Origin of the sequence: Anoxybacillus sp. B2M1, from assembly GCF_001634265.1 — a bacterium.
Classification (GTDB): Bacteria; Bacillota; Bacilli; order Bacillales; family Anoxybacillaceae; genus Anoxybacteroides; species Anoxybacteroides rupiense.
Genome location: NZ_CP015435.1, coordinates 1914402 through 1939641 on the forward strand (window position 1 = coordinate 1914402; position 25240 = coordinate 1939641).

Sequence of the window (25240 nt, forward strand, 5' to 3'; positions counted from 1 at the left end):
ACAAAAGCACCCCGCCGTTACGCCTGAGGTGCTTCTGTCATCTGTTTTGCGGTCTTATGAAATTTCCGTTTATGCCAATATATGAAGTATAAGGCTGTGCTAAATGCACCGAACACTAGATAAATCGCAAGAATAGCCGCGTTTTCCCACATGAAGGAAAAATCTCCGCTGGAAATGACAGATCGGAACCCTTGAATGGAGTATGTCATTGGTAAATAAGCCGTTACATGCTGCAGAGCCTTTGGAACTAATTCAATAGGGAACGTCCCTGCGCTCGCTGACAATTGCAAAATGAGAATGATAATTCCAATAAATCGGCCCGGGTCCTCTAACGTTGTGACAAGAAATTGGATCAATGCCATAAACGCAAAGCTGACAATGATACTAAAAATGATAAATCTCGGGGCGCTTTGTACATGGATTCCTAATCCGATAAGCAGCACCAGATCCGCAAGCAATGCTTGCACTGTCCCAATCAGCATCATCACACCAAATTTGCTAATGAACCAGCTTAATCCAGAACGCGGCACGCCCGCTGGTGAACGTAGCGGAAATACAATAGTCGAAAGAAGCGCTCCTACATATAATCCAAGCGATAAAAGATACGGAGCCATTCCTGTTCCATAGTTCGGCACATGGTGAATGGATTCGGTTTTTAGCTTTACTGGTTCCGCAAACATATGATAAACTTCATTATTTGCTTTAACATTTTTGGATTCTTTTGCCCCGTCTGTAAGCTTTTGCGCAAGTTCTCCCGATCCGTTATCAAGTTTTTCCATACCATTGACTAATTGATTCGATCCATCCGTTAATCGATTCATTCCTGCTAGAAGCTGGGAAGCGCCATTTTCTAACGCTGTCATACCGCCGGCAAGCTGGCTAGATCCGTTGGCTAACTGGCTTGCTCCATCCTTTAAGCGTCCTGAACCATCCGCAAGCTCTTGTAAACCATTGGAGAGCTGATGGCTTCCATTGGCGAGATCAGCCGTTCCCGCTTTCGCTTCTCCCGTTTTTTCTTCTAATACCGCTAAGCCTTGAATCACTTTTCCTTGACCTTCTACAAGAGCGCTCGCTCCTTCTGCCAGCTTCTGTTGACCGTCTATCACTTGCTTAAAGCCTTGGTTGAAGGCATTCTCCCCGCTATAAAGCTGAAGCGCTCCCTCTGCCAGCTGATCGGCTCCAGCTTTTAGTGCCGTGGCGCTAGCAGTGAGCTGGCCGATTCCCTCCGTTGTTCGTTTGCTTCCTTGCCATAAAGGCTGAAGCTGATTTTTTATCGTTTGTAATTTTGCTTTTTCCTCCTCAGTTGGTGCTTGAGCAATCATTCCATCTAACTCGGTTACCACTTGCTCCAGTCCGTTGCTGACTTGCATCGCTCCGTCCTTTGTGCTTTCAGCCCCTTGCTGCCATTGTGACAATGATGCAGAAAGCTCTCCGCTTCCCTCCTTTAACTGTAGAGAGCCATTAGTCAACGATGGCAGTGCTTCTTGTAGTTGTTCCATCCCTGACAGTGATTGCTGAATTCCTTCCAAAAGACTCTTTGTGCCACCTTCTGTTTGCTTCGCTCCATTAAGCAGTTGGGATTGACCTTCATGTATTCTTCCCAATCCGCCATTTAGCTGCTGAAGGCCGTCATTTAAATGCTGGGAACCTTCACTGGCCGATTTCACCCCGTTTTCAAAGGCAGCTGACTTCTCCGCTAAGAAAGTTAAGTTTTGATTGATGGTTTCTGCCCCAGTCTTGGCTGATCCAATCCCTTTCTGAAGCTGGCTGCCTCCTGTTTGTGCAGAATGAAGGCCCTTCTGCAATTGAACGGCCCCGTCCTCCGCAGTTGAAATCCCATTATTTAATTGTTTTGCACCAGCGCTCGCTTCCTGTAATCCTTTCGCCATCTTCTGTACATTTTCAAGCATTGCTTCTGCATAAGTCGCCGTTACCGTGCGGGAGATTTCCTCTTTGATTGCTTCAACCGCTTTATTTCCGATTTGTGCTGATAAAAAGTTCATCCCTTCGTTCGGCTTATAAACAATCTCCATTTGCTTCGGATGTTCATTTTGTAAGGTTGTGGCGTTTTCTGAGAAATTTTCAGGAATCTCGACAACCATATAATACTTGCGCTGCTTTAACCCTTTATTTGCTTCTTGTTGCGACACAAAGTGCCATGCGAACGTGTTTTTTTCTTTGAGCTTTTTCACAAGTTCGTTGCCAATCTCCAGCTTTTCTCCATTTAAGACAGCGCCCTTATCATGATTAACAACAGCAACCGGCAGTTTATCTAACTGCCCATACGGATCCCAAAACGCCCATAAAAACATTCCGCTATACATGAATGGAATAAAGAGTATAGCAATAATCGGAATCAATATTTTTCGATTGGCAGCAATCGACTTAATTTCCTGAAGCAACAATGAAAACTCTTTCATTGTCTCCCTCCTTTTTAGACACCTGACCATTTTGTTCATTCAGTCATATTTTCAAAAAAGAAGAAGGACCATCATTTTGATAATCCTTTGAAAAAATATAGCTCAAATAATTCGGCAATTTTTTCTTTTGAGAGCGGCTCGTGCTTTTTTTCCCATTCAAACACAAGCGCAAGATACATTTTCAGCATTAAAAATGCCGTGATTTCAGCATCACATGGACGAATTTCCCCCTTCTGCATGGCCTCTTCAATTTTATCGCGAATATAGGCAAGAATCGCCTCATCTAGTTTATGCAGCACCTCTTGAACCGTAGGAGTGCCGATATCACGTACTTCCTGCAAAAGCTTAATCGTCAGCTGATGCTGTTTGCGAAACTCTAAAATGCGGTATAGCGCACGATGAACATTTTCAAAAAAGGAACGATTTTCATCAATCGACTGCTCAGCTGCTTCTTTAATTTCAATAATAACGGATGAAATAATTTCTTCGAGCAGGTCTTCTTTGCTATTAAAAAAAGTATAAATCGTTCCCTTTCCGACATTCGCCATCTTTGCCACTTGATCCATCGTCGTCGCCTTATATCCAAACAGCGAAAAAGATTGCGTAGCAGCCTCAATAATTTGCTGCTTTCGATTCACTGACATTTTCCTTCCTCCTGCAAATTGACTAAATGAACATTTCAGTCATATGGTATAAGGAATGTTACCATAGAACAGAGAAAAAGTAAAGAGGTTAACCTTGTTAGTTAACCTCTTTTAGCGCTTCTCTATTCATTTCTAAATAATCCAGTACTTTTTTGACCGCTTCCTCCCCTTGATCAATACAATCGGGCATTCCCAATCCTTCATAAGAACTGCCCGCTAAAAATACGCCCGGAAGGTGTTCAGCCATTTGTGATTTTATGGTCTCGATTCTTTCTTTATGGCCAACCGTATATTGCGGCATCGCTTCCTTCCATCTGGAAACAATCGAAAGTTCTGGATTGCCATTAATGCGCATGATTTTATTTAAGTCATCAAGTACAACCTTGACGATTTCATCATCCGATTGCTCCACGATTGTTTCGTCTCCTGGACGCCCGACATAGCAACGCAATAACGCTTTGTCTGCTGGAGCGGTATGCGGCCATTTTTTATGCGTCCACGTGCAGGCCGTTATCGTATAATCGCTGCGTCGCGATACAACAAAACCTGTTCCGTCTATATCTTGTTCAATCGCTCTCTCTGGAAAAGCAAGCGCTACTGTCGCAACCGAAGTGGACGGAACTGCTTTAAATGGCGCCAAAAACGGATAATCAGAAAGCATGGATGGCACTGTTTGATGCGGAGTGGCAATCACAATGCTATCGGCTTTCCATACATCGCCATTGCTTAAATATAGCGAATAATTCGTATGTTTTCTTTCAATTTTTTCAACGCGAATGCCTTTGAGTACGCTTCCGTGCTCCAATCGTTTTTCAATCTCATCGACTAGTGATTGCAGCCCCGTCGTTAACGTCTGAAAGGCCCCTTTTTTGTTTTTCTGTCCTTCTTGTTTTGGAGTTGTCCGCTTGGTTCCCAGCACAAGGCTTCCATATTTTTGCTCAACATGGAAAAATTGCGGGAATGTTGCCATCAAGCTCATTTGGTCGATATCTCCGGCATAAATTCCTGATAAAAGCGGTTCAATCAAATTCTCTACTACTTCATCTCCAAGTCTTCGGCGAAAAAATTGTCCCAGTGATAAATCTGCGTCTGTTTTGGTCGGCGGCAAAATAAAATCGAATGCCGCCCGCAGCTTTCCAACCGGTGAAAATAACCCTGTTGTCACAAAAGGGCCTATCTTCGTAGGAATTCCCATCACCGCACCGCCAGGGATGGCATATAATTTTCCATTCACTAATATATACGATTTTCCTGTTGCGTTGTGCACGATTTTATCTTGAAGCCCCACTTCATGGACAAGGCGAGACGCGCTTTGCTTTCGCGCTAAAAATGAGTCAGGCCCCCGTTCAATCACAAAACCGTCATGAATGACCGTTTGAATTTTTCCGCCAAGTCGGTGTGTAGCTTCAACCAGCTTACATTCAATCGGTAGCCGCTGTTCTCTAATCGCTTTTTGTAAATAGTAAGCAGCGGCTATTCCGGCAATTCCTCCTCCAATTACAATGACCGTTTTCTTTTCCTCACTCACCGTTTCATCGCCTTCTTTTACATAAGTTTCATATGCTTTAAAACCACTGTTGCTAACGCATCGATAAAGGAAGGATGAGCATTTGGCATTTCTGGACGGTAATAGTTCGCTCCGATTTCCTCCGTCACTTGTTTACATTCAATATCATTATCATAAAGCACTTCTAAATGATCAGCAACAAATCCAACCGGTAGATAAACAAAGGACGTGTAGCCTTTTTCCTGGTGCAGCTGTCTTGTTAAATCTTGCACATCTGGTCCAAGCCATGGCTCTGGCGTATTGCCGGCGCTTTGCCATCCCACTGCATAATGAGTGACTCCGGCTCCTTTGGCAATCATCTCTGCCGTTTCTTGTAACTGACTTGGGTACGGATCGCCTGCAGCTATAATTTTTTCCGGCAAGCTGTGAGCCGATACAATCAACACCGCTTTCTCTCGTTCTTCTTTACTCATTTGGCCATATATTTCTTTTACTTTTTCCACCCAATACTCAATAAATTTCGGTTCTTGATACCAGCTTTCAATCGCATGGATGATTGGACCGTTCAGCTTTTCCGCCTCTGCCTTGGCGCGCGTATTGTACGATTGAATGCTAAAGGTTGAAAAATGCGGTGCGAGCACAAGGCTCACAGCCCCCTCAATCCCATCTTCGTGCATTTTTTTGACCGCATCCTCGACAAACGGTTCAATATGCTTTAAACCTAAATACATGCGAAAGTCGATCTTATCTTGGATTTCATTTAAATGCTGTTCTAACGCTTCAGCCTGCTCTTTCGTAATTTTCGCTAAAGGAGAAATGCCGCCAATGGCTTCATAGCGCTCCTTTAAATCTTGAAGCTGTTCAAGAGGCGGCTTTCGCCCATGGCGAATATGCGTATAATAGCGTTCGATATCCTCTTCTTTATATGGGGTACCATATGCCATAACAAGCAGACCCATTCTCTTTTTCGCCATTTTGAACACCTCATTTTCTATTTTGCGATGTATATTCATGTATAAACGCGGTTAACCGCTTCAGCGTCTCTGGACGAATCTCTGGAAAAATGCCATGTCCTAAATTGAACACATACCCGGATTGCTCCATTCCCTCATCTAAAATTTGTTTAACCCTTGCTTCAATAACTTCCCAAGGCGCAAGCAGCACAGCAGGATCTAGGTTTCCTTGAAGCGCTTTTGTAATTCCTTGAGCTCGCGCCTCTTTAATCGATAAACGCCAATCCACCCCTACGACATCGAGTGGCAAATCGTTCCACTCTTTTGCCAAGTGGCTAGCGCCCACACCAAACATGATGAGCGGAACATTTTCCTCGCGAAGCTCCGAGAAAATCCGTTGCATGGTCGGCTTAATAAAATAACGATAGTCTGGCACATTGACCGCTCCAACCCACGAATCGAAAATTTGAATGGCTTTTGCCCCTGCTTTAATCTGAGCTTTCACGTAGCGAATGGTCATATCGGCCAGCTTGTCCATCAACGCAAACCATGCTTTTGGCTCTGCATACATAAACGCTTTTGTTTTATTGTAATTTTTTGAAGGTCCCCCTTCAATCATGTAGCTTGCTAGTGTAAATGGTGCACCGGCAAAACCGATGAGCGGAACGGTCAGTTGTTCGATCGTTAACAAGCGAATCGTTTCCAACACATAAGGAACATCTTCCTCTGGCTGGATCTCTCCGAGCTTCTCTACATCTTGAAGGGAACGAATCGGATTAGCGATGACCGGACCGATCCCCGCTTTAATATCCACTTCCACTCCGATTGCTGGAAGCGGTGACATAATATCTTTATAAAGAATGGCTGCATCAACCTGATATTGTTCAACAGGCAGCCGAGTGACATAGGCGCACAACTCTGGCTGGTGCGTAATTTCAAACAAAGAGTACTTTTCTTTTAGAGCCCGGTATTCCGGTTGTGAACGTCCTGCCTGTCTCATGTACCATACAGGAACATATTCTGTTTTTTCCCCAAGACAGGCGCGCAAAAATGTATCATTAAATGGTAATTTCGTTGTCATCATCATCCGCCTTCCTTTATGACATTTATGCCGTTACATAAGAAAACTTGGCCACAAGCCAAGTTGTGTACAATTACAACTATACAAGTTTCTCTCTTTAATGTATAGAAAACATCACGAAGTGTCAAAAAATTGACGATTTATTTTGTCAAATAGGATAGAGCAGCTGTTCCAAGCATTTTAGCAGCAATTAACATCGCTCTTTCATCAAAATCAAATCTAGGATGATGATGCGGAAATGGGGAACTAACCTCCTCCGCTTTCGCTCCAGTAAAGAAAAAGGTTCCCCTTACCTTTTGCAAATAGTAGGCAAAATCCTCTCCGCCCATACGCGGCTCCACTTCTTCAATCATCGTAACCTCAGAAACCTGCTTCGCGATGTCTACAATCAGCTTCGTTTCTTCTTCATGATTGACAACTGGCGGATATCCCTTTGTATATGTATACTCATACAAACAATCCGCAGCTAAACAAACGCCTTTTGTAATCCGCTCAATTTCTTTCTCAATCTCATCGCGCACAGCTTCATCAAAGGTGCGCACTGTTCCAATCAGCTTTGCCGTATCGGCAATGATGTTAAAGGCGTTATCTGCGATGAATGATCCAACTGACACGACAGCTGGCTGCAAGGGATTCACACGGCGGCTGACAATTTGCTGCAAAGCAAGCACAAGCTGTGAGGCTACAACGATCGCATCTTTGGTGCGATGCGGTTCCGCACCATGGCCGCCCATCCCTTTGATCGTTATTTCGAATCGGTCAGCAGCAGCCATAATCGGCCCTGTTCGATATTGAATTTTTCCTGTCGGTTCTGTTGCCCATAAATGCGTGCCAAAAATAGCATCCACTCCTTCCAAGCATCCCGCTTCAATCATGGAAATGGCCCCGCCTGGCGCATATTCTTCAGCATGTTGATGAATCAGAACAATCGTTCCAGCTATTTCCTCCCGCATTTCGTGAAGCACTTTACCTAGTACAAGCAATGACGCCGTATGTCCATCATGTCCGCACGCATGCATCACTCCAGGAACTGTTGATTTGTATGGAACATCCTTTTCATCTTGAATAGGCAGCGCATCAAAATCAGCTCGAAGCGCGACCGTTTTCCCCGGTTTTCCCCCGTGAATTTTGGCGACTACTCCATTGCCGCCCACCTGTTCTTGGACAGGAACGTGTAACGCTTTATAATAATCAGCTATGTACTTGGCCGTTTGATATTCTTGAAATGATAGCTCGGGATGCTGGTGCAAATAGCGGCGAATCGACACCATTTCACCATAATAAGCCTCTAGGCGTTCATATAATGGAATATTCATTTTCTCTCCCCCTGTTTTTTTCCTTATTATATCATGATATGACAAAAGCTGCCTCTTTAATCAAAAGGCAGCTGAAATAGATGCAAACGAAAAATCTTCTGAACCCTCATGCCTACATTCCTTTTAGAGGTTTGACAGTGAATAGCTCAAATCAAAAACATCGCAACAATGGTGGTTACGACTAAGCCAATCGTAACAGGCACTAAATTCCGCCGGGCTAGCTCAAATGGATCAACTCCGCAAATCGCGGCAGCTGGAATTAAAGCCCAAGGAACAAGCGTGCCTCCTCCCACCCAAATGGCAGCAATTTGTCCAAGCGCTGTCAGTGTAGCAGCACCTGTGCCGATGGCCGTTGAAAATAAATGCGCAATCGAACCGGCTAATGAAATGCCTGAAAATCCAGAGCCGTCTAATCCTGTAATGGCTCCCACGATTGTTAATGTGACCGCGCTAATTCCCTTATTTAGAGGAACAAGATGAGCTAATGCCACTCCCAAATCATTGACAATCCCATGTGAAGAATTTGGTAAGTACTCACCGATAATCTTCGCAAATCCCGTATCACCAAGATAAAAAAATGCAGCAATCGGAATAACGGCGCCAAATATTTTAAAACCAAATTGAAAGCCTTCAATAAAATAATTCGTAATCTCTTCAAAGCTGTTTTGCTTATGAGCAAACAAAGCGATTAAAATCAAGATAAAAATGGAGGTGCCTCCAACTAAAGCGGTAGCATCTCCTCCTTGCAAATGCAAGTAGGACATAGCCACAACATTGAGTGCAAATAAAAACAAGATCATAAAAGCAAACGCTATTTTCGCTTTTTTGGATAGCAGAGAAGGAGGCTGTTCGGCTTTTGCCGCGGTAACGTTTTCATTAAGAGGTGAGCGTAGCTTCCCATTTTTCATATCACGGCGCAGCAATATAAACGCCGTTACCGTTGTTACGATCCCCATCACTAAAACAAGCGGAACGCTCGCAGCCACCACCTGTGAAACCGGGAGATTGGCGGCATCCGCTGTCAGCTTAGGCGCTCCTTGAATGACAAAATCACTTGATAATGCAATGCCATGTCCAAACAAGTTCATAGCCACCGCTACTCCTAAAGCTGGAAGCCCTGCGCGGATAGCAACAGGCAAAAGGACTGCTCCCATAATCGCTACTGCCGGTGATGGCCAGAAAAACCACGAAATCACCATCATTAAAAGTCCGATCGTCCAATAGGCTCCACCTGGCGTTCGAATCAGCTTAGCAAATGGAGAAACCATCATATCATTGATGCCTGTGGCCGTTAATATTTTGCTCATTGCCACAATAACGGAGATTACCAAAATCGTTGGCAATAGCTCGGTAATCGCATAAATAAAACTGTTAAACACCACGCTAACGGCAGTGCTTAGTGAATGTGTCGCCACCATCCCCAGCAAAAAAATACCGATAATACAAACAAACGATGTATCTTTTCGTGCGACCATAAATCCAATAATCAGCACGATAAACAGCAAATACATCCAGTGTAGCGCTGTTAGCTCCACTCCCATACCTTATTTCCCCTTTCCGTTTTCCCCATCACGATAAACAAGGCGTTTACCTAACGGATGTGCTTACATGATATGAAAAACGGAAAAAGGTGTGACCGCCCCATTTCCTCGGAAATAGTCGAAAAAACAAAAATGCCGCTATAATTTAGCGGCATTTGAAATTTTATTCGATAATGCTATAAGTTGTTACGTAAGAAGGGCGGGGAAAGAGCTTAACTTGCTGTCCTTCTTCTTCTTTCGCTTTTCGTTCGTGATGTGCTTTTTCAAACGCGCGCGAACGCTGCCAATTTTGAAAATGCTCTTTTCCTTCCCACAATGTCATAATGATATACGTATCGTTTGATAAAGGGCGTAATACACGAATAGCGACAAATCCTGGTTCTTTTTCAATTAATCCGGCCCGCTGACTAAAGCGGTATTCAAATAATGGCCTTCCTTCATCTGTCACCGGAATATGATTGAGCACGGCAAATGATCCTCCTAAGTTTCCAACCGCATCAATCACTTCGTAATGACGCGGCTCCTGAAAAACCGTACTGCCATCTGTTTCATGAAAAAGCGCGGCTCCATCTTCTCCTTCAAGCAATAGCATCGTTTCATGAGCATAGCTGTCTTTCAATTTTTGCAAATAATCTCTTGTTCCTGTGGTCACATATATCTTTTTCATCTATTCACCCTCCTGCGCCGATTGAAATAAAAAAACAATAGCCAGTAACTAAAAACCAAACCGATAAACAGCAATAATAGACCATGCACCACATAGCCGAATACAAGCATAAAGAGCGCAAACACGATATTTTGTCCAAGCAAAAGCCAAAACAAAAGCTGAAGCACGGTTTTTTTCTTCAACTGATCAGACAATGGATATAATTTATAAAAAAGATTGGAACGATGGTGCTGCTGAAGCCTTAATAATTGAAATCCAGTGGCATAAAGGAAAAATAAAGCAGCGATTATTTTCCCGTAGATAGGCGGTACAATATAAAGGACAAGGCAGGAAATACAAGTTAACCGTATGTAAAGTCCCAAATAATCTCCTGCTCTTAAAAACGTCCGTAAATATAAATAACGAAACGCCTGCTCTTGACGATACGGGACAAAGGATAAGACAAAATCCATCCATCTACGACGCTTCGCCCGCTCTTTCAAATGAGGAACATCTGTAAAAATGTTAGCTAGCCGATAAAATGATAATTGTGCCTTTTCTTCTTGAAGGATCAGATGTTCCCAGTTCAGCCCTTTTCGCTTCGTTGTCTGCATAAAGTAGAAAGACAAAGCCGCCATAATAAGCAGTAGCATACCCCAAAATAGTATGGATGCGTTTTTTAACAAAAAATACAAAAAGACCATATTAAAAAGCAGTCTTGTTCCATAGCCGAAAGAACGAGCCCCCGTCGTTGCAAAACTTTGCTCTTTCCAACCAATCCACATATTCCATCCCTTTAAGGCTAATAAAATGATCCACAGCAGCCATATCGATAATGCCGAAAACTCGAGATGTAACGGAGCCAGAGCCAAAACAGCTAAAGAAAGCAGAGACGCCTGCATCCCCCAGCTGAATACAAAGGCGCGGCGAAGATAAGGCGTAAGTTTTGCTTCAGCCGGCAATAAAAAGACAAGATCCGCTTCTCTAAAAAAAGTGCGGACAGAGCCGTATGTAAGAAACATCGAAAGAACAACAGCTTCTACCATTGCATAAGGAAAGCTGCTTGTTAACGTTTGTAGCCATCGCTGATAGGCAAACGCACCAGCTCCCAAGCCAATCAACAGCACAAACAACAAATGATCATTAAGCATATACCGCAAATAACGCCTTCGTTCAGAGCCGTAACGAACGAAGCGCTGCTTCCACAGTAAGCGGCTATCAAGCATATTCCTCTTCCTTTGTTAATTCAATATAAATCTCATCTAATGTCGCGGTCGGGAGCTGAAGCTGTTGGCGCAGTTCTTCTAATGTTCCTTTTGCCTTTACCTTGCCATGATGAAGAATGACAAATGCATCGCAATATCTCTCAGCAGTCGCTAAAATGTGGGTTGACATTAAAATACCGGCTCCTTTTTCTTTCATGCTTTGAATCAGCTGAAGCAGCGATTGGATACCAAGCGGGTCAAGGCCGACAAAGGGCTCATCAATAATATAAAGAGACGGCTCAATTAAAAAGGCGCACATAATCATGACTTTTTGCTTCATTCCTTTTGAGAAATGAGCCGGAAACCAAGACAGTTTTTTCTCCATGCGGAACTCTTTTAACAGCAGAGGAAGCCGCTTTTCATATTCCGCTTTTGGCAAGCCATACGCCATCGCCATTAATTCTAAATGCTCTTTTAATGTTAATTCATCGTATAAGATCGGTGTTTCCGGTATGTACGTAAACTGACTGCGATACCATTGTGGATCATCGGCAAACATCTTTCCATTGATCGTAATCGTCCCTTTCCTCGGCTCCATTAATCCAATAATATGCTTAATCGTCGTGCTTTTTCCTGCGCCGTTTAAACCAATCAACCCGACAATTTTGCCGGTGTCTACCGCAAACGAAACATCCTCAAGGACATTTCTGTTCGTATAACCGCCATGTACATGTTTCACTTCTAAAAGCGCCATGATTCGTTTTCCTTTCTTCCTAATTCAATCGCGTTACCGTCATTTTATCAAAAAAACTTGATTTTTTCCAAAAATGAGAAGTATATAAGCGGCTGATTAGGAGATGATAAATAACGAAGAGGGGATGAGGAACCGCTTAAACAGCTATTGATGATCATTGTGGTTTGGTGAATCGTCCAAATTGAAATGAGGTGTTTACAAAAGATAACACCGCTTAAAGCAAAAGAGAAATCTCTTGTAAATGAGGTGTTCGTCGGAGATCATCCAATGATATCCAAGGCTTTTGTTCCTTTGGAAAAAAGATGATCATTATGAACAAAGAAATGTTCATGAAGTAAAAACCCATAAGTAAATGAGGTGTTCATCAAACGCCATTTCATTGAATAAGTCCTTACCCCTTTTCATGATTGACAGGATGTGGCCATTCCGGCTTACATCCTGTTCTTTTTATGGTAAAATGTAATTAAAATCGCGAGAAAGGTGGCCGGTTTTATGAGTGATTGCATTTTTTGCAAAATTATCAATGGCGATATTCCCGCCGCAAAAGTATATGAGGACGAGCATGTGTTAGCCTTTCTTGACATTAGCCAAGTCACAAAAGGGCATACGCTCGTCATTCCAAAAGTACATACAAAAGATATTTTTGAACTTACGTCCGATACGGCAAGCCACGTTTTCCGCGTTGTTCCGAAAATCGCCAACGCCATTAAGCAGCAGCTTGCCCCGGTGGGTCTAAATCTGTTAAACAACAATGGTGAACAGGCTGGACAAACGGTTTTCCATTATCATGTTCACCTTATTCCGCGCTATGGAAAAGGCGATGGATTTGGCGCTGTGTGGAAATCACATGCCAGCGATTATACGTTTGCAGATTTACAAACCATTGCCGAGACGATTCAAAATGGAGTGCAATAATCAAACAGGGAAGCGATCTGCTTCCCTGTTTGATTATTGAATGGCATCTTTAAGATCCTCATCTTCAATTTTCACGTTCGCGTCTTTAATCACTTTCGCTACTTTTGACTCAATCTGTGAAGCGTCAACCTTGCTCTTTTTCACTTCAAATTCGATTTCATCCTTCATTTGTTCGTAGGACGGCTTTTTCTTTTTATCCGTCACTTTAATAATATGATAACCATACTCCGTTTTAATCGGCTGGCTAATTTCCCCAACCTTCAAGGCGTAAGCGGCATCCTCAAACTCCTTCACCATTTTGCCTGTACCAAACCAGCCTAAATCGCCGCCGTTTTGTGCAGAGCCTGTATCCTGCGAATACTCTTTAGCGAGCTTAGCAAAGTCTTCTCCTTTATCCAGCTTCGCCTTAACCTCTTGCGCTGTTTTTTCATCCTTGACTAAAATATGGCTTGCCCGTATTTCCGGCTTGTATTGATCGTAATATTGTTTTAATTCTTTTTCGGTTACTTTGACATCCGCTACCGCTGCTTTTTGGCGCAGCAAGTCCAGCTTCACCATGTCACGGATCGCTTTTTCGCCGTTTTGCTGAACAGCTAAATCATATTGCGTTCCGTACATCTCCTTTAAGTTCTCAATTTGCTTATCAATTTCTTTATCCGTCACTTTATACTTCTTGCTTAACACCTTTTCATACACAAGGTCGCGGATGACTTCTTTACCATACCGCTCTTTCATTGCGTTATAAAATTCTTCCTTCGTAATGTCGCCCGCTTTCGTCTCCGCAATGACTTTTGAATCTCCATTGCTACAAGCAGATAGAGCAAGAACAGAAGCTGCTGCCGCAACAGCAATTGTCCATTTTTTCATCCAATTCACAACTCCTACTATCAAAATTTTTTGCAAAAAACTACAACAATTAATATAACACATTTTCCCATAATACAAAAATGTTTTCCCCTATTCCACCATTGCGATTAAGATTTTTTTTCCTAAAATATAACGATCTTATGATCCTTCTTCTTCAAACAAGAATAGCAGATGAAGGAAAAATCTATATCACAACTAGAGGCGTCAGCATGTGCCTGAAGCAAGCATTTCGACAGCCGTACGACCGAAACAACGCCGCTTTTCCAGAACTGAAAATGAGCGTGAATGAATATAGGGCATGTGCCTATACACACTTTATCGCGGCTGCATAAAATAAACTATCCAAAAACGAGAGCCCCCTTTTTGAAAGGAGGTGTTATAATGGGTGCACCTGTTCCTTACGCTGGTGGATTCGCGTTGATTGTCGTGTTGTTCATTTTATTAATTATTGTCGGGAGTGCATGGTGGTTCTAAATGCCTAATAAAAAAGCTGGCAGTCATGGCTGTCAGCTTTTTTTATGTAAATAACACTTCAAAATAAGAAGAAATAAGTAAAATAGTGATAAGTACATTAATGGTGCGGAACACGACCGGCTGTTTGTCCTCGGGAATTTCTTTTTGAACACAAAGCGTATTAGTAAGCTGATTAATAGAAAATAAAATAATGACAGCAAGGGGTATGAAGTAAATCGTCATGTTTAACTCCCCTCCTATTCCTTACAAAATTACTTTATTTACTTTACAATTTTTTTCTGGATAAATCAATATGTATTTTACCACCTTTAATTTTCCAGCATCAATGAAGAAATGTACCGATGTTTATGTAATCGTTGTCACTCGACCTATTCACATTTACAAAAATATGAAGTTTGCGGCATTTTCCGATGGCCGCACAACCCAACAATGCCGCTTACAGCCAAGTTCATTTACGAGTAAGCAGCTTGTTAACCGACGCTCAGCCATGCTTTGGCGCAGCCGGGCAGATCGGCGACTTGCCTTCCAAGCTTGGATTTTTACGCATACCATTCGCTCATATTGAGCACAAAGACAACAAATGAATGAATTAAATCTGACACGCAAGTGTTGAAGCTCCCCCTTCCTAACTAAATGGAGCTAATAGGAGGAAAAGAATGCTAAAAATTGATGGTTGCCAGACTGTTATGCATACAAAAACTTATAGTTGGTTATTTTCTATTATTTGAATAAAATATATAACAAGGGGGAAGACGACATATGGAAAAACGAATGGCAAAACTTGAGTATCACCGATCACTGCTATTACAAATGGTGGATGAGTCCAAAAATCCTTTTTATTCTCTCGTTATCGCCGCTGATTTGGCAAAAGAAGAAGTAGAAGAAGTTCTTTCCCTTTGTGAAGAATTGAACAAAGAATATGAAAAACAAAAAGCGGAAGGCTTGACGATTTTCACTCCGCTTTTGCTTCATTTTGCCGGCATGCTCCATCCTCGTCTTCCGCTTGAAAAAACTATTGATGCTTTGCTAAAACAACGTTTGTTTGTTCCGCTGATGCAAGAATTTAAAAAGTTGATCGAAACGATTCCTTCCTCATGATTGGCTCGCTACTTCCTTCTCAGCTTCTGGCAACGTCTTTTTTATCAGCTTTCCTTCTTCCTCAATAAAATCTGTTTGAATATTTTCAAACGATTTTTCGAAAATCTCCATGAAATCATCCCCATAAATATTGCGGATAATACACATCATTTCTAAAATTTCTGGAAATTTCCCGTATAGCTCACGCAAAGGCAGCGCTCCATTCAACACAGCATTTTGCTTTGGATCATATGATTCCATCAGCTTCAAAAACACTTGCTCGCCTTTTTCTGTCAACTCAATATATGTGTTGCGTTTATCATCTTGTTTTTTCGAAAAGGACAGCAGTCCTCTTTCTTCTAGCTTTTTGGAAAAGTTAAATGCGGTTGATACGTGCATGACCCCAAATTTTGCGATTTCTGAAATAGAAGCTCCTTTAAAATGATAAGCAATCCATAAAATATGATGTTCATTAATGTTTAGATCGAACGGTTTGATCCACTGCTGCCAATCCTTTTCGATTGATTTCCAAAGCGCTTTGCTTAATTGTGCAATCCGCTGGCTAAACATCATTGCTTCTTTTATGGAATAATGTTGTTCTCCATGTTTCATCGTTCCACCCACTCTTCCCTCACCATTATTATTTTATTCTATTATGCCAGTAAAATAAAAATTAATAAAGATACAAATGTTAGAATTTTTAAATAAAGAATAACACATCTCGAGACTCATAGTTAAAGAACAAGGTACATATAGTGAAACATAGGAGGAGAATATGATGGTTTATATAATGTCCTTTTGTTATATTCTTAGTGTTGTTTTTCTCTGTCTTGCAGCAGCCACATTTTTTTCGCTACATAAGGCCAAAATGTATCCGCCCAAAAGAATATTGCAACAAAGGCTGCTTTTATATATACTTGTCGCTGTTTTTTCTTTTTTGCTGGCCTGGTCGCTGCAGCACTTTTTATAGCAAAACCCGACCTGAAGCGATCGGGTTTTGTTGTTTTACGGTTGTGCCGCCATATTCGTCCGCTTAAAAATGGACGATACAAGCGGATATACGAATAGAATAGCAAGGGTGTTAATCAAGGCTGTTGGCAACACAACCGTAACGAACAAGCTTGAAAAAGCAGCACCTCCAGGCAGGCCGACAACAAGTAGAGCGACTGTCAAAAAAATCGTGCCAGAAACGATCGTTCCTATCGCTGTTAAAACAGCGGCCCCCTTCGTTGTTTGTCCATATTTTTTCATCATAAGCAACAAAGCCAAAAATATAAAGGCTGTCGTTGGTTTATCAAGCAGATTGGGCAATAGTCCCCCTGGAAAGCTTGTCGTAATCCCCGAAATGATGCCGGTTGCCATTCCCAGCAGACCGACTGACTTTTTATCAGGAAACAACAAAATGCCCAAAAACATCATCAGCAGCATCATATCTGGCTTCATGCCAAAAAAGAATCCAGGAATTGCACTGTGCAGCACCGCACCAATCCCCACAAACAGTGCAAGAAAAACTAAAACTTTTGCTTTCATTTTCTCATCTCTCCTCATCTAAGCTTTTCTAACCTTCTCTTCTCTAGTACCTTTTGCCTATTACAAGATTTTTTACATTATACTACTTTATCGCATAAAAGTGAAGAAAAATTTTTAACCAAAATATTTTGGGAACTCCTTCATAAATTGTGCTAACGCTTCACATGCTTCCAAAGGAACCGCATTATAAACAGAAGCGCGGCAGCCGCCAACAGAACGATGTCCCGCCAATCCAACAAATCCGCGTTCTTTTGCTTCAGCCAAAAACTTTTTTGTTACTTCCTCGTTTGGCAATGTAAACGTAATATTCATTAAAGAGCGGCTGTCTTTTTTCGCGTGCGGCGCATAAAACCCATCGCTTTCATCAATTGCGGCATAAATAACCCCTGCTTTTTCTTGGTTGCGTTTTTCAATCACTCCCACTCCTCCCTGCTCTTTGACCCATTCGAGCACGAGCGAAAGCATATAAATCGCAAAGGTCGGCGGCGTATTATATAAAGAATTACTTGTGCTATATGTGCGGTAATCAAGCATGGTCGGCAGATTTTCTGGAATTCTTTCAAGCAAATCGTTGCGGATAATCGCTACTGTCACACCGGACGGCCCTAAATTTTTTTGCGCTCCGGCATAAATGAGAGCAAATTTCGCCACATCGATCTCTCGGCTTAAAATATCGCTCGACATATCGGCAATTAAATCGGTAGCCACATCCGGAAACTCGTTCCATTGCGTTCCAAAAATCGTATTGTTGGATGTGATATGTAAATAAGCGGCCTCTTCGGAAAGCTGAATGCTTTCATTCGCTGGAATGTACGCGTAATTCTCTTCTTTACTCGATGCGGCAATATGCGTTTCTCCTACTTTTTTCGCTTCTTTCAACGCTTTTTCCGACCAAGCCCCCGTTAGCACATAATTGCCCACTCGGCCATCTGTCAGGAAATTCATGGGCACCATCGAAAACTGCAAACTTGCTCCTCCCTGCAAAAAGAGCACATCATGCGTATCGGGAATATTCATAAGCTCTTTTAATAATTGCTTTGCCCGATTATGGACCTCATCATACTCTTTGCTGCGATGGCTTAATTCCATCACCGACATGCCGGTGTCGCGAAAATCAAGCAGTTCCTGCTGTGCACGCTGCAATACAGCAAGCGGAAGCGCTGATGGACCTGCATTAAAGTTGTATGCCCTTTTCATCTGCTAGATTCCCCCTACTTTATTTCTTTACTGAATAACAGTTATTTATTATCCTAACATGAAACCTAAAAAAATAAAGCTTATTTTTTGGAAATTCTAAAAAATAACTTTTGGATCAGATACAAGCGATTTACTGATGGTCCTTGTGCTGTTATAAATATGAGTGATCGCTATTTGTAAATCCCCGTCTCTTGATCGCCGACATATCGGAGCACCATCGGCTTATATGGACCAAATGTTGATGTTGGTACATCAAGACTCCGCGGATAAAAAATAAAATCCTTGTGCCTATCACAAGGATTCAAATGGTTGATAAAGTTCCTTTTTGCTTTGTCTACAACCATTTTATACAATTATCCCCATTCATAGCAGCATTTTTCTTGAAAATACTTGACAGACAAGGAACGCTGCCGAGTGAAGGCGCTAATCGAACATAGCGTTCATAAGCGGACGAACGGATGAAAGCGTTTGGCAACTGTTTGAAGCCTTGTGCCTATCATAAGGATTGCTGCTGCCGGCGCATTTTTTCCTCTCGAATGCGCTGCATATAAATTTCTCCTTCTTTTTCAATGAAGGCTTCATCGATTTCTCTCTCTTTAGCCGCCGTTCTCACCGTCATGTACCCGCTAAACACAATTCCAGCAATGACAATATAAATCCACCATGGCAAAGATAGCACATTCTTCCCCCCTATCTACTCAGCTTGTCTTATTTCCACTATATGATCCAACGATCGTTTTTATGCACAAAAAACAGAAGCGATCTGCTTCCGTTCTGTTATTTTTGAAATGTCGGCTTATAAAATGAACGGTTGTCCAACGCAAAAATCCGTTCGGTAAACTCTCCGGGCTTCACTTTTTCCAATGCGCGATCAATCATATTCATTTTCGCATCTAAATTATCAATATAATGAAGAATCTCTGCCTCTTTCACCATTGGCGGCTTCGGACTCCCCCACTCTGCTTTTCCGTGATGGCTCAGCACCATATGCTGCAGAATGACGACTTCCTCGCCAGCAATTCCAAGATGCTCAGCCGCCTTGCCAATTTCGCCTACCATAATCGAAATATGTCCAAGTAAGTTTCCTTCAAGCGTATAGGTCGTAGAAATAGGCCCTGATAATTCAATCACTTTACCAAGGTCGTGCAAAATGACTCCCGCGTATAGAAGATCCCGATCCAGCGACGGATAAAGGCGAGCGATCGCTTTTGCCAAATCAAGCATCGAAACAACATGATAGGCAAGACCGGAAATAAATTCATGATGGTTTTTCGTAGCTGCCGGATACTCCAAAAATTTGCTTTCATATTTTTTGAGCAAATACCTCGTAATGCGCTGGATATTCGGATTTTTCATTTCAAAAATATACTGTGTGAGCTTCTCCATCATTTCGTCCCGCTTCATTGGCGCAACTTCAAGAAAATCGGCGATCCGTACCGGGTCCGCTTGATTGGCCGGACGAATATTGCGAATTTTAAGCTGTGTACGCCCCCGATAATTGCTAATATCTCCGAATACTTTGACAATGCTTTCCGGCACATACACATTTTCATCTTCTGATGAAGCGTCCCATAGCTTTGCCTCAATTTCGCCTGTTTTATCTTGTAAAATAAGAGTTAAAAACGGCTTCCCGTTACTTGCGATCCCTTTGGCAACAGATTTTATCAACAAATAAACATCGACTTGTTCTCCGACTTCGTAATGAATAATCCCTTTTGCCAAGCCATTCTCCTCCGTTTCCGTATTTGCCTATCGTCTAGTATACCATATCCAGCTTAGGCAAAAAATAAGACCTTGCCTAAAGCAAGATCTTATTTCTTCGTTAGCTCAAGCGCTTTTTTCATATCTTTAAGCGAAGTCGATTTCCCATACATTAAAACGCCGCCACGGTAAATTTTCGATCCTAAAAAAGCAAACAACACAATCGTGCCGATTAACAACACAAGGCTCAGCGCTACTTCCCAGAAAGGGATATTCAGCATGCCGATCCGCAGAAGCATAATCATCGGTGTAAAAAACGGGATAAAGGAAGTCACCGTAATAAACGAAGCTTCAGGAGCATTCAAGCCAAACATGGCAATTAAAAAAGCGGCAATGACGAGCATGGTGACCGGCATAACGACCTGCTGCACTTCTTCCGCACGGCTGACCATAGAGCCAAGAACAGCAAATAACGTGGCATATAAAAAGTAACCGAGCAGGAAAAGGACGACAGCATAAACGAGCGTCGAAACCGGAAGATGTTCAAAGCCTAAAAGCTGCAATAGCTCTTTTCCACTGCTTTTCAAGGAGCTAAAACCAATCGCAAATAAAACCAAAAACTGTGTCAAACTGAGGAGAGCCACTCCAATAATTTTACCGAACATTTGCTGAACAGGAGGAACGCTGGAAATCAGAATTTCCATAATACGTGATGATTTCTCGGTCGAGACCTCTGAAGCGATCATCGATCCATACATAAGCACGAACATATACATGGCAAACACTAAAACATAAACAAGTCCTCTTGCTTGATTCAATTCCTCTTCCGTTTTCGCGTTTTCCTCCAACGCGATTTTTTGGAACGACACCGGCTCATACAGCTGCGTTATTTGCTCCTGCTTTAAGCCGATTTTAGCCGTCGCCATCGCCGTTTTGATTTGCTGAAGCGCTTCTTTTACTTGATCGGATGTATCGCTATCAGCAACCGTCTTCGCATAATATACCGCTTCAGGCAACTGCTTATCATCATAAGCAATTTTTAAAAAGGCTTCCCATTGACCGCTCTCTACCTTTTGCTTCGCCGCTTTCTCCGATCCTTGAAAGAATTCCAGGCTGATCTTTTTGTCGCCGCTTTTTTCAAGCTGCGCCTTCAACGGCTTATACATCTCCTCTGTTTGATCCATCACCGCAATCGTTTTCTTTTCATTTTTGTTAAAAAAGTCAATAATGTGGGTGATATTCGTCACTCCAAGAATGAGCAAAGAGGTAATCGCAGTCGTAATCATAAACGATTTCGATTTCAGTTTTGTGATATACGTATGCCATAGGACAATCCAAAATTTATTCATATGCCGCACCTACTTTTTCAATAAAAATGTCATTCAAAGAAGGTTCCTCTAAAGCAAATTTCCGAATAAACCCTTTGTCGGCAATATGGGCCAGGATGTGTTGGGAAACGTCTTCATCTTCCACCTGCAGATGAATTCCTTCCGCTGTTTGCTTTGCTTTCATGACTCCCGGAAAATGGCGCAGCTCATCAAGCGGAAAATCAGCATGAATAATAATATTTTTTTTGCCAAAGGATCGCTTAATCTCTCTCAGCGCCCCGTGGACTACCGGCTTGCCGCGATGCATAATACACAAATATTCACACAACTCCTCCACATGCTCCATGCGGTGGCTTGAAAATACGATAGTAGTGCCATTATTTTTTAAATCAAGCACCGCCTCTTTCAACAGCTCCACATTCACAGGATCAAGGCCGCTGAACGGTTCGTCCAAAATTAACAGCTTCGGTTGATGCAAAACCGCAGCAATAAATTGAATTTTTTGCTGATTTCCCTTGGACAATTCTTCTACTCTTTTTTCCGCATATTCAGGCACTTTAAAACGGTCGAGCCATTTTTCCATTTCTTGAATGATCGTTTGCTTATCAAGGCCGCGCAGCCTTCCTAAATAAATAAGCTGTTCCCTCACTTTTAATTTTGGATACAGGCCTCGTTCCTCCGGCAAATACCCAATTAAATGGCTTTTAGCGTATGTAATGGCTTCATCGTTCCATTGGACCGCTCCCGACGTTGGCTCAAGCAATCCTAAAATCATGCGGAATGTCGTTGTTTTACCCGCTCCATTTGCGCCAAGAAATCCAAACATCTCCCCTTCCGGAATACTTAACGTAAGGTGATCAACCGCAGTCACATTTCCAAAACGTTTCGTTACCTGCTCGAGTCGTAAGCTCATCGCTACTTCCCCCAATTTTGAAATAAAAGATAAAATTTCCACATTATATTACACGTTTTATGTTATCGAAAAGTTTCACATTTGAGAAGGAAATTTTCAAAAAACAGCAAAATATTTAATGTTCATTCATTATTCAGCAAAGGAGGAGCGATCGTGCCGACATTTATTTTAACTGCTTTTGATAAAAATGGAGAGACCTTATTAAACGAAACATTTGAAGCAGACAATGAAGAAGAAGCTAAAAAAATCGGCGAACAAAAGCTGCGTGAACATAACTGTTACGATAAAACGCATCGTTGCACGACCTCAAGCGGAAAATTGATTTTGTTTCATCGTTAATGACAAAAACCCCGAAACATTCGGGGGTTTTTTCCGTTTCATACCACTGTCCATCGTGTTTATTTGACGTGAATCGTCACCATCCGCCATGACGCGTTCATGTTATGGTTCGACAGCTGGGCCGATCCTATATTCCCGTTTTAACAAATCGCGCGGGCGAACGATACGTTTGTTTTGAAGTGTGTGTCCGGGCCGCAAGCGGACGGTTCTTGCCCCACAGTCGCAAATATAAACAAAAAGCGGGTTTCCGATTTTAACGGATGCCCGCTTTCCGCCATATTTACGCAGAACGTTTAACGAAACAACTCGTCCATCATTTTCAGTTTTTCCTCTGTATAGTGTACAAAGTTTTCATTATATACTTTCGGTTCTTTCGGATTAGCAAAACGGGTAATCGCTCGCGTTTTCGGGTGGACAAATTTGCTTGATGCCCCACATCCGAGACCGATAATCGATTGTTGCTCTTCCATAATCATAATGTTATAAAGGCTTTCTTGTCCCGGAAGCGCATACCCTACATTTTCTAGATTACCGAGAATATTTTTCTGGCGGTACAAATAATAAGGTACATAGCCATGACGCTTTGTCCATGCTTCGGCGTTTTTCATCATTGTCTGAATCTCTTCACGGTCAGCCACTCTGTATTTTTCTTTGTTTTTTGTCATTTCTGACGCCCGTTTAAACGACAAAGTATGGACCGTCAATGACTCAGGCAGCAGCTTTTCTGTTTGCGCAAGTGTGTAGTTAAACTGTTCGATTCCTTCTCCCGGAAGACCGATAATTAAATCCATGTTAATGTTGTTCATCCCCATCTGGCGCGCCAAATGAAATTTTTCCACCGTCTCTTCAACCGTATGATGCCGGCCGATCGCTCTCAGCGTTTCCTGAATATAGGATTGCGGGTTGATGCTGATGCGGTCGATGTTCCACTTTTTAAGCACCTCCAGCTTTTCCGGAGTGATCGTATCCGGTCGTCCTGCTTCTACTGTTATTTCTCGGACGCGTTCCATATTTGGGAACGATTGATACATCTGCTCGTATAATCGATCCATTTCTTCAGCAGTTATACTGGTTGGAGTACCGCCGCCGTAATAAATGGTCGTAATATTGACGCCGCGCTCCTTTAAAAACTGTCCGACTTCTTTTATCTCATAATGGAGACCAGCTAAAAAGGCATCCACCGAGCCTTGGCGTCCATTAATCGCATAGGCTGGAAACGTGCAATACGCACACTTTGTCGGACAGAATGGGATGCCGATATAAATGCTTACTTCATGGGCAAGGTCATATAAATCGGGGACAACGGTTAGTTGCCGATCCACAATTTTTTGCATCAGCTGAATTTTTTCTTCGGTTATTAAATAATCTTCTCGAAGCTGGCGATGCGCTTCCGTTTGTGACAGACCTGACCGCAATTTTTGGTGCAGCAGCTTAATCGGGCGCACTCCGGTTAAAATTCCCCATTGCTGAATCATTCCCGTATATTCTTGAAAAAGTGTGAGATAAACATGAAAAACCGCCTGTTTCCATTGTTTCAGCCGCGCTTTCTCGTCGTGGCACAAACGCAAATCTGTTTGATAATCATGCTTCCATTCATGCCCGCTGGCCGTTTCAATGAGCATCCCGTTCACGATGCCGATTTCTTCTCCATGCAGCGAAAAGGTGACAACTATATCAGCAGCGGAAGAAGCTGGTTCAAATAATAACTCATATTCTTCAAAAAATAATCCTGTTATCACTTCAAGCGGGCGCTTAATTTGTTCCAAGGCATGTAATCCGTAAATTTGAATGCGCAATGATATCACCTTTCTACGTCAAACTTATTTAAGTGTACAGAAGGCCGTTTATGCTCGTCAAGTGACGATTATTTCCGAACATCATAAAAGGCTGAGATTTCATCTCAGCCCCCTTTCATCGCTTCATTTTCAATTTATGCAAAAACTCTGGACGCTGCTGCTTGCGAAAATGCTCTTTAATCATGTAAGCAACCCCGAGCTGTTCGTTAGAACGCGTAATCCAGTCCGCTGCCTTTTTGACCTCAGCAGGCGCATTTCCCATTGCCACTCCTAATCCCGCCGCTTCAATGGCTTGAATGTCATCGATTCCATCACCAATGACAACCATTTCTTTTAATGAAATTCCTAAAACATCCCCAAGTCTTTTGAGTCCATCTAGCTTGGAGACACCGCTTGGCACAATTTCTACTTTTCCATTCGGATGTTCAATCATATCAACCGTTGGAAATTCCTGTCCTAGAAGAGAAGTCACCTCTTTTTTCTCTTTTTCATTGGCAAAATATGCGTCAATTTTAGGAACAGCAATTGGATCATCGCGCAGAACATCACTTAGCGAATCAACAAATTGAGTTGGATAAAAAAACGGATCTCCAGAAGACAGCACGGTTTTTACCACCAATTGCTTCTGAACCTTTTTACGATTTCCAAGCGAGTATCGTTCATGCATAAGCCGAACATTGCATGAATAATTTTCCAAAATTTGCACAATATTAAATGTCCGTTCCTCTGGAATGGTCGCCTCATATAATTTCTCATTTAACGATTTTCCGATGATCGCTCCTTGAAACGTGATAATCATCGTATTTAATTTTAACGATTTCGCTATTTTTCGCGCTGATAGCAAATTTCGCCCGGTCATTAATGTCACATATACTCCTTTTCGTTTGACAAATTCCACTGCTTCCTTTGTTTCCTTTTGCAGACGCCCATTCTGTTTTAAAATCGTCCCATCGATATTAAGAGCAAGTAATTTATAAGACAAAGCAGCTTCCCCCTTTTCATGTTGTCACACTTGCCTATCACATAGCTATGACAA

General features: G+C 42.3%; 25 protein-coding genes. 4 read left to right on the top strand and 21 right to left on the bottom strand.

The annotated features are described in order from the left end of the window. Window positions 1–17: 17 nt before the first annotated feature. From GFC28_RS09190 to GFC28_RS09235, 10 genes are all read right to left on the bottom strand, one after another. Entirely contained in the window at window positions 18–2420 is a 2403-nt protein-coding gene (locus GFC28_RS09190; RefSeq protein WP_044745649.1) for a YhgE/Pip domain-containing protein, read from the bottom strand. Window positions 2421–2491: 71 nt separating this feature from the next. Next, a complete protein-coding gene (locus tag GFC28_RS09195; RefSeq protein ID WP_044745648.1) occupies window positions 2492–3064 on the bottom strand; it encodes a TetR/AcrR family transcriptional regulator in 573 nt (190 codons plus the stop codon). A gap of 97 nt (window positions 3065–3161) precedes the next feature. Next, window positions 3162–4592: a protoporphyrinogen oxidase gene (hemY, locus tag GFC28_RS09200; RefSeq protein ID WP_044745647.1), complete on the bottom strand. Its 1431-nt coding sequence runs from the start codon at window positions 4590–4592 to the stop codon at window positions 3162–3164. Window positions 4593–4609: 17 nt separating this feature from the next. Next, window positions 4610–5545 (bottom strand): ferrochelatase, encoded by a 936-nt coding sequence (gene hemH / locus GFC28_RS09205; RefSeq protein ID WP_044745646.1) that lies wholly within the window; start codon window positions 5543–5545, stop codon window positions 4610–4612. A gap of 10 nt (window positions 5546–5555) precedes the next feature. Then, window positions 5556–6605, bottom strand: coding sequence for a uroporphyrinogen decarboxylase (hemE, locus tag GFC28_RS09210; RefSeq protein ID WP_044745763.1), 1050 nt, complete (start codon window positions 6603–6605; stop codon window positions 5556–5558). A gap of 140 nt (window positions 6606–6745) precedes the next feature. Further along, a complete protein-coding gene (locus GFC28_RS09215; RefSeq protein WP_044745645.1) occupies window positions 6746–7921 on the bottom strand; it encodes a M20 family metallopeptidase in 1176 nt (391 codons plus the stop codon). A 146-nt stretch (window positions 7922–8067) separates the two neighbouring features. After that, complete coding sequence (locus GFC28_RS09220) at window positions 8068–9462, bottom strand: hypothetical protein (protein WP_044745644.1); 1395 nt, start codon at window positions 9460–9462, stop codon at window positions 8068–8070. Between the two features lie 163 nt (window positions 9463–9625). Then, complete coding sequence (locus GFC28_RS09225) at window positions 9626–10129, bottom strand: antibiotic biosynthesis monooxygenase family protein (RefSeq protein ID WP_044745643.1); 504 nt, start codon at window positions 10127–10129, stop codon at window positions 9626–9628. Continuing rightward, window positions 10126–11334 carry an ABC transporter permease gene (locus tag GFC28_RS09230; protein WP_044745642.1) on the bottom strand — a complete coding sequence of 403 codons (1209 nt, stop codon included), beginning with the start codon at window positions 11332–11334 and terminating at the stop codon, window positions 10126–10128. Before GFC28_RS09230 ends, GFC28_RS09225 begins: the two co-directional genes overlap by 4 nt. Further along, window positions 11327–12070 (bottom strand): ABC transporter ATP-binding protein, encoded by a 744-nt coding sequence (locus tag GFC28_RS09235; RefSeq protein WP_304439438.1) that lies wholly within the window; start codon window positions 12068–12070, stop codon window positions 11327–11329. The genes GFC28_RS09230 and GFC28_RS09235 overlap by 8 nt, the downstream gene beginning before the upstream one ends. A 489-nt stretch (window positions 12071–12559) precedes the next feature. Here GFC28_RS09235 and GFC28_RS09240 point away from each other — a divergent pair, with 489 nt between their 5' ends. Further along, window positions 12560–12982, top strand: coding sequence for an HIT family protein (locus GFC28_RS09240; RefSeq protein WP_044745640.1), 423 nt, complete (start codon window positions 12560–12562; stop codon window positions 12980–12982). Between the two features lie 33 nt (window positions 12983–13015). Here GFC28_RS09240 and GFC28_RS09245 read toward each other — a convergent pair whose 3' ends face one another. Next, window positions 13016–13849 (bottom strand): peptidylprolyl isomerase, encoded by an 834-nt coding sequence (locus GFC28_RS09245; protein ID WP_044745639.1) that lies wholly within the window; start codon window positions 13847–13849, stop codon window positions 13016–13018. 381 nt (window positions 13850–14230) lie between these two features. Between GFC28_RS09245 and GFC28_RS19270 the strand changes: the two genes are divergently transcribed. Further along, window positions 14231–14323 carry a YjcZ family sporulation protein gene (locus GFC28_RS19270; protein ID WP_063504933.1) on the top strand — a complete coding sequence of 31 codons (93 nt, stop codon included), beginning with the start codon at window positions 14231–14233 and terminating at the stop codon, window positions 14321–14323. 42 nt (window positions 14324–14365) lie between these two features. On the opposite strand, the gene GFC28_RS09255 is transcribed toward GFC28_RS19270, so the two are convergent. Continuing rightward, window positions 14366–14545, bottom strand: coding sequence for a hypothetical protein (locus tag GFC28_RS09255; RefSeq protein ID WP_044745638.1), 180 nt, complete (start codon window positions 14543–14545; stop codon window positions 14366–14368). 537 nt (window positions 14546–15082) lie between these two features. Here GFC28_RS09255 and GFC28_RS09265 point away from each other — a divergent pair. Beyond that, a complete protein-coding gene (locus GFC28_RS09265) occupies window positions 15083–15421 on the top strand; it encodes a YhaI family protein (protein ID WP_044745637.1) in 339 nt (112 codons plus the stop codon). On the opposite strand, the gene GFC28_RS09270 is transcribed toward GFC28_RS09265, so the two are convergent. From GFC28_RS09270 to GFC28_RS09305, 7 genes are all read right to left on the bottom strand, one after another. Further along, the gene (locus tag GFC28_RS09270; protein ID WP_172798649.1) at window positions 15416–16012 is read right to left on the bottom strand and encodes an HTH-type transcriptional regulator Hpr; all 597 of its coding nucleotides are present in this window, start codon (window positions 16010–16012) and stop codon (window positions 15416–15418) included. The genes GFC28_RS09265 and GFC28_RS09270 overlap by 6 nt on opposite strands. Before the next feature lie 393 nt (window positions 16013–16405). After that, on the bottom strand, window positions 16406–16930 hold the full coding sequence (locus tag GFC28_RS09280) for a tryptophan transporter (RefSeq protein WP_044745634.1): 525 nt from the start codon (window positions 16928–16930) through the stop codon (window positions 16406–16408). Between the two features lie 114 nt (window positions 16931–17044). Then, window positions 17045–18127 (bottom strand): 3-phosphoserine/phosphohydroxythreonine transaminase, encoded by a 1083-nt coding sequence (serC, locus tag GFC28_RS09285; RefSeq protein WP_044745633.1) that lies wholly within the window; start codon window positions 18125–18127, stop codon window positions 17045–17047. Window positions 18128–18623: 496 nt separating this feature from the next. Further along, complete coding sequence (locus tag GFC28_RS09290; protein WP_044745632.1) at window positions 18624–18806, bottom strand: sporulation YhaL family protein; 183 nt, start codon at window positions 18804–18806, stop codon at window positions 18624–18626. A 98-nt stretch (window positions 18807–18904) separates the two neighbouring features. Further along, entirely contained in the window at window positions 18905–19849 is a 945-nt protein-coding gene (yhaM, locus tag GFC28_RS09295) for a 3'-5' exoribonuclease YhaM (protein WP_044745631.1), read from the bottom strand. Between the two features lie 89 nt (window positions 19850–19938). Then, the gene (locus GFC28_RS09300; protein ID WP_044745630.1) at window positions 19939–21177 is read right to left on the bottom strand and encodes an ABC transporter permease; all 1239 of its coding nucleotides are present in this window, start codon (window positions 21175–21177) and stop codon (window positions 19939–19941) included. Beyond that, window positions 21170–22069 carry an ABC transporter ATP-binding protein gene (locus GFC28_RS09305; RefSeq protein ID WP_044745629.1) on the bottom strand — a complete coding sequence of 300 codons (900 nt, stop codon included), beginning with the start codon at window positions 22067–22069 and terminating at the stop codon, window positions 21170–21172. Before GFC28_RS09305 ends, GFC28_RS09300 begins: the two co-directional genes overlap by 8 nt. A gap of 153 nt (window positions 22070–22222) precedes the next feature. On the opposite strand from GFC28_RS09305, the gene GFC28_RS09310 reads away from it, so the two are divergent. After that, window positions 22223–22408: a YhzD family protein gene (locus GFC28_RS09310; RefSeq protein WP_044745628.1), complete on the top strand. Its 186-nt coding sequence runs from the start codon at window positions 22223–22225 to the stop codon at window positions 22406–22408. A 293-nt stretch (window positions 22409–22701) separates the two neighbouring features. On the opposite strand, the gene GFC28_RS09315 is transcribed toward GFC28_RS09310, so the two are convergent. Both GFC28_RS09315 and GFC28_RS09320 read right to left on the bottom strand, forming a co-directional pair. After that, the gene (locus GFC28_RS09315; RefSeq protein WP_231883415.1) at window positions 22702–24213 is read right to left on the bottom strand and encodes a coproporphyrinogen III oxidase; all 1512 of its coding nucleotides are present in this window, start codon (window positions 24211–24213) and stop codon (window positions 22702–22704) included. A gap of 106 nt (window positions 24214–24319) precedes the next feature. Further along, a complete protein-coding gene (locus tag GFC28_RS09320) occupies window positions 24320–25186 on the bottom strand; it encodes a Cof-type HAD-IIB family hydrolase (protein WP_044745627.1) in 867 nt (288 codons plus the stop codon). Window positions 25187–25240 lie beyond the last annotated feature (54 nt).

Excerpts from the sequence above, each read along its gene's own strand:
- GFC28_RS09190 (WP_044745649.1), bottom strand. The coding sequence starts at position 2,420 with ATGAAAGAGTTTTCATTGTTGCTTCAGGAAATTAAGTCGATTGCTGCC.
- GFC28_RS09195 (WP_044745648.1), bottom strand. The coding sequence starts at position 3,064 with ATGTCAGTGAATCGAAAGCAGCAAATTATTGAGGCTGCTACGCAATCT.
- hemH (WP_044745646.1), bottom strand. The coding sequence starts at position 5,545 with ATGGCGAAAAAGAGAATGGGTCTGCTTGTTATGGCATATGGTACCCCA.
- hemE (WP_044745763.1), bottom strand. The coding sequence starts at position 6,605 with ATGACAACGAAATTACCATTTAATGATACATTTTTGCGCGCCTGTCTT.
- GFC28_RS09215 (WP_044745645.1), bottom strand. The coding sequence starts at position 7,921 with ATGAATATTCCATTATATGAACGCCTAGAGGCTTATTATGGTGAAATG.
- GFC28_RS09220 (WP_044745644.1), bottom strand. The coding sequence starts at position 9,462 with ATGGGAGTGGAGCTAACAGCGCTACACTGGATGTATTTGCTGTTTATC.
- GFC28_RS09225 (WP_044745643.1), bottom strand. The coding sequence starts at position 10,129 with ATGAAAAAGATATATGTGACCACAGGAACAAGAGATTATTTGCAAAAA.
- GFC28_RS09230 (WP_044745642.1), bottom strand. The coding sequence starts at position 11,334 with ATGCTTGATAGCCGCTTACTGTGGAAGCAGCGCTTCGTTCGTTACGGC.
- GFC28_RS09240 (WP_044745640.1), top strand. The coding sequence starts at position 12,560 with ATGAGTGATTGCATTTTTTGCAAAATTATCAATGGCGATATTCCCGCC.
- GFC28_RS09245 (WP_044745639.1), bottom strand. The coding sequence starts at position 13,849 with ATGAAAAAATGGACAATTGCTGTTGCGGCAGCAGCTTCTGTTCTTGCT.
- GFC28_RS19270 (WP_063504933.1), top strand. The coding sequence starts at position 14,231 with ATGGGTGCACCTGTTCCTTACGCTGGTGGATTCGCGTTGATTGTCGTG.
- GFC28_RS09255 (WP_044745638.1), bottom strand. The coding sequence starts at position 14,545 with ATGACGATTTACTTCATACCCCTTGCTGTCATTATTTTATTTTCTATT.
- GFC28_RS09265 (WP_044745637.1), top strand. The coding sequence starts at position 15,083 with ATGGAAAAACGAATGGCAAAACTTGAGTATCACCGATCACTGCTATTA.
- GFC28_RS09270 (WP_172798649.1), bottom strand. The coding sequence starts at position 16,012 with ATGAAACATGGAGAACAACATTATTCCATAAAAGAAGCAATGATGTTT.
- GFC28_RS09280 (WP_044745634.1), bottom strand. The coding sequence starts at position 16,930 with ATGAAAGCAAAAGTTTTAGTTTTTCTTGCACTGTTTGTGGGGATTGGT.
- serC (WP_044745633.1), bottom strand. The coding sequence starts at position 18,127 with ATGAAAAGGGCATACAACTTTAATGCAGGTCCATCAGCGCTTCCGCTT.
- GFC28_RS09300 (WP_044745630.1), bottom strand. The coding sequence starts at position 21,177 with ATGAATAAATTTTGGATTGTCCTATGGCATACGTATATCACAAAACTG.
- GFC28_RS09305 (WP_044745629.1), bottom strand. The coding sequence starts at position 22,069 with ATGAGCTTACGACTCGAGCAGGTAACGAAACGTTTTGGAAATGTGACT.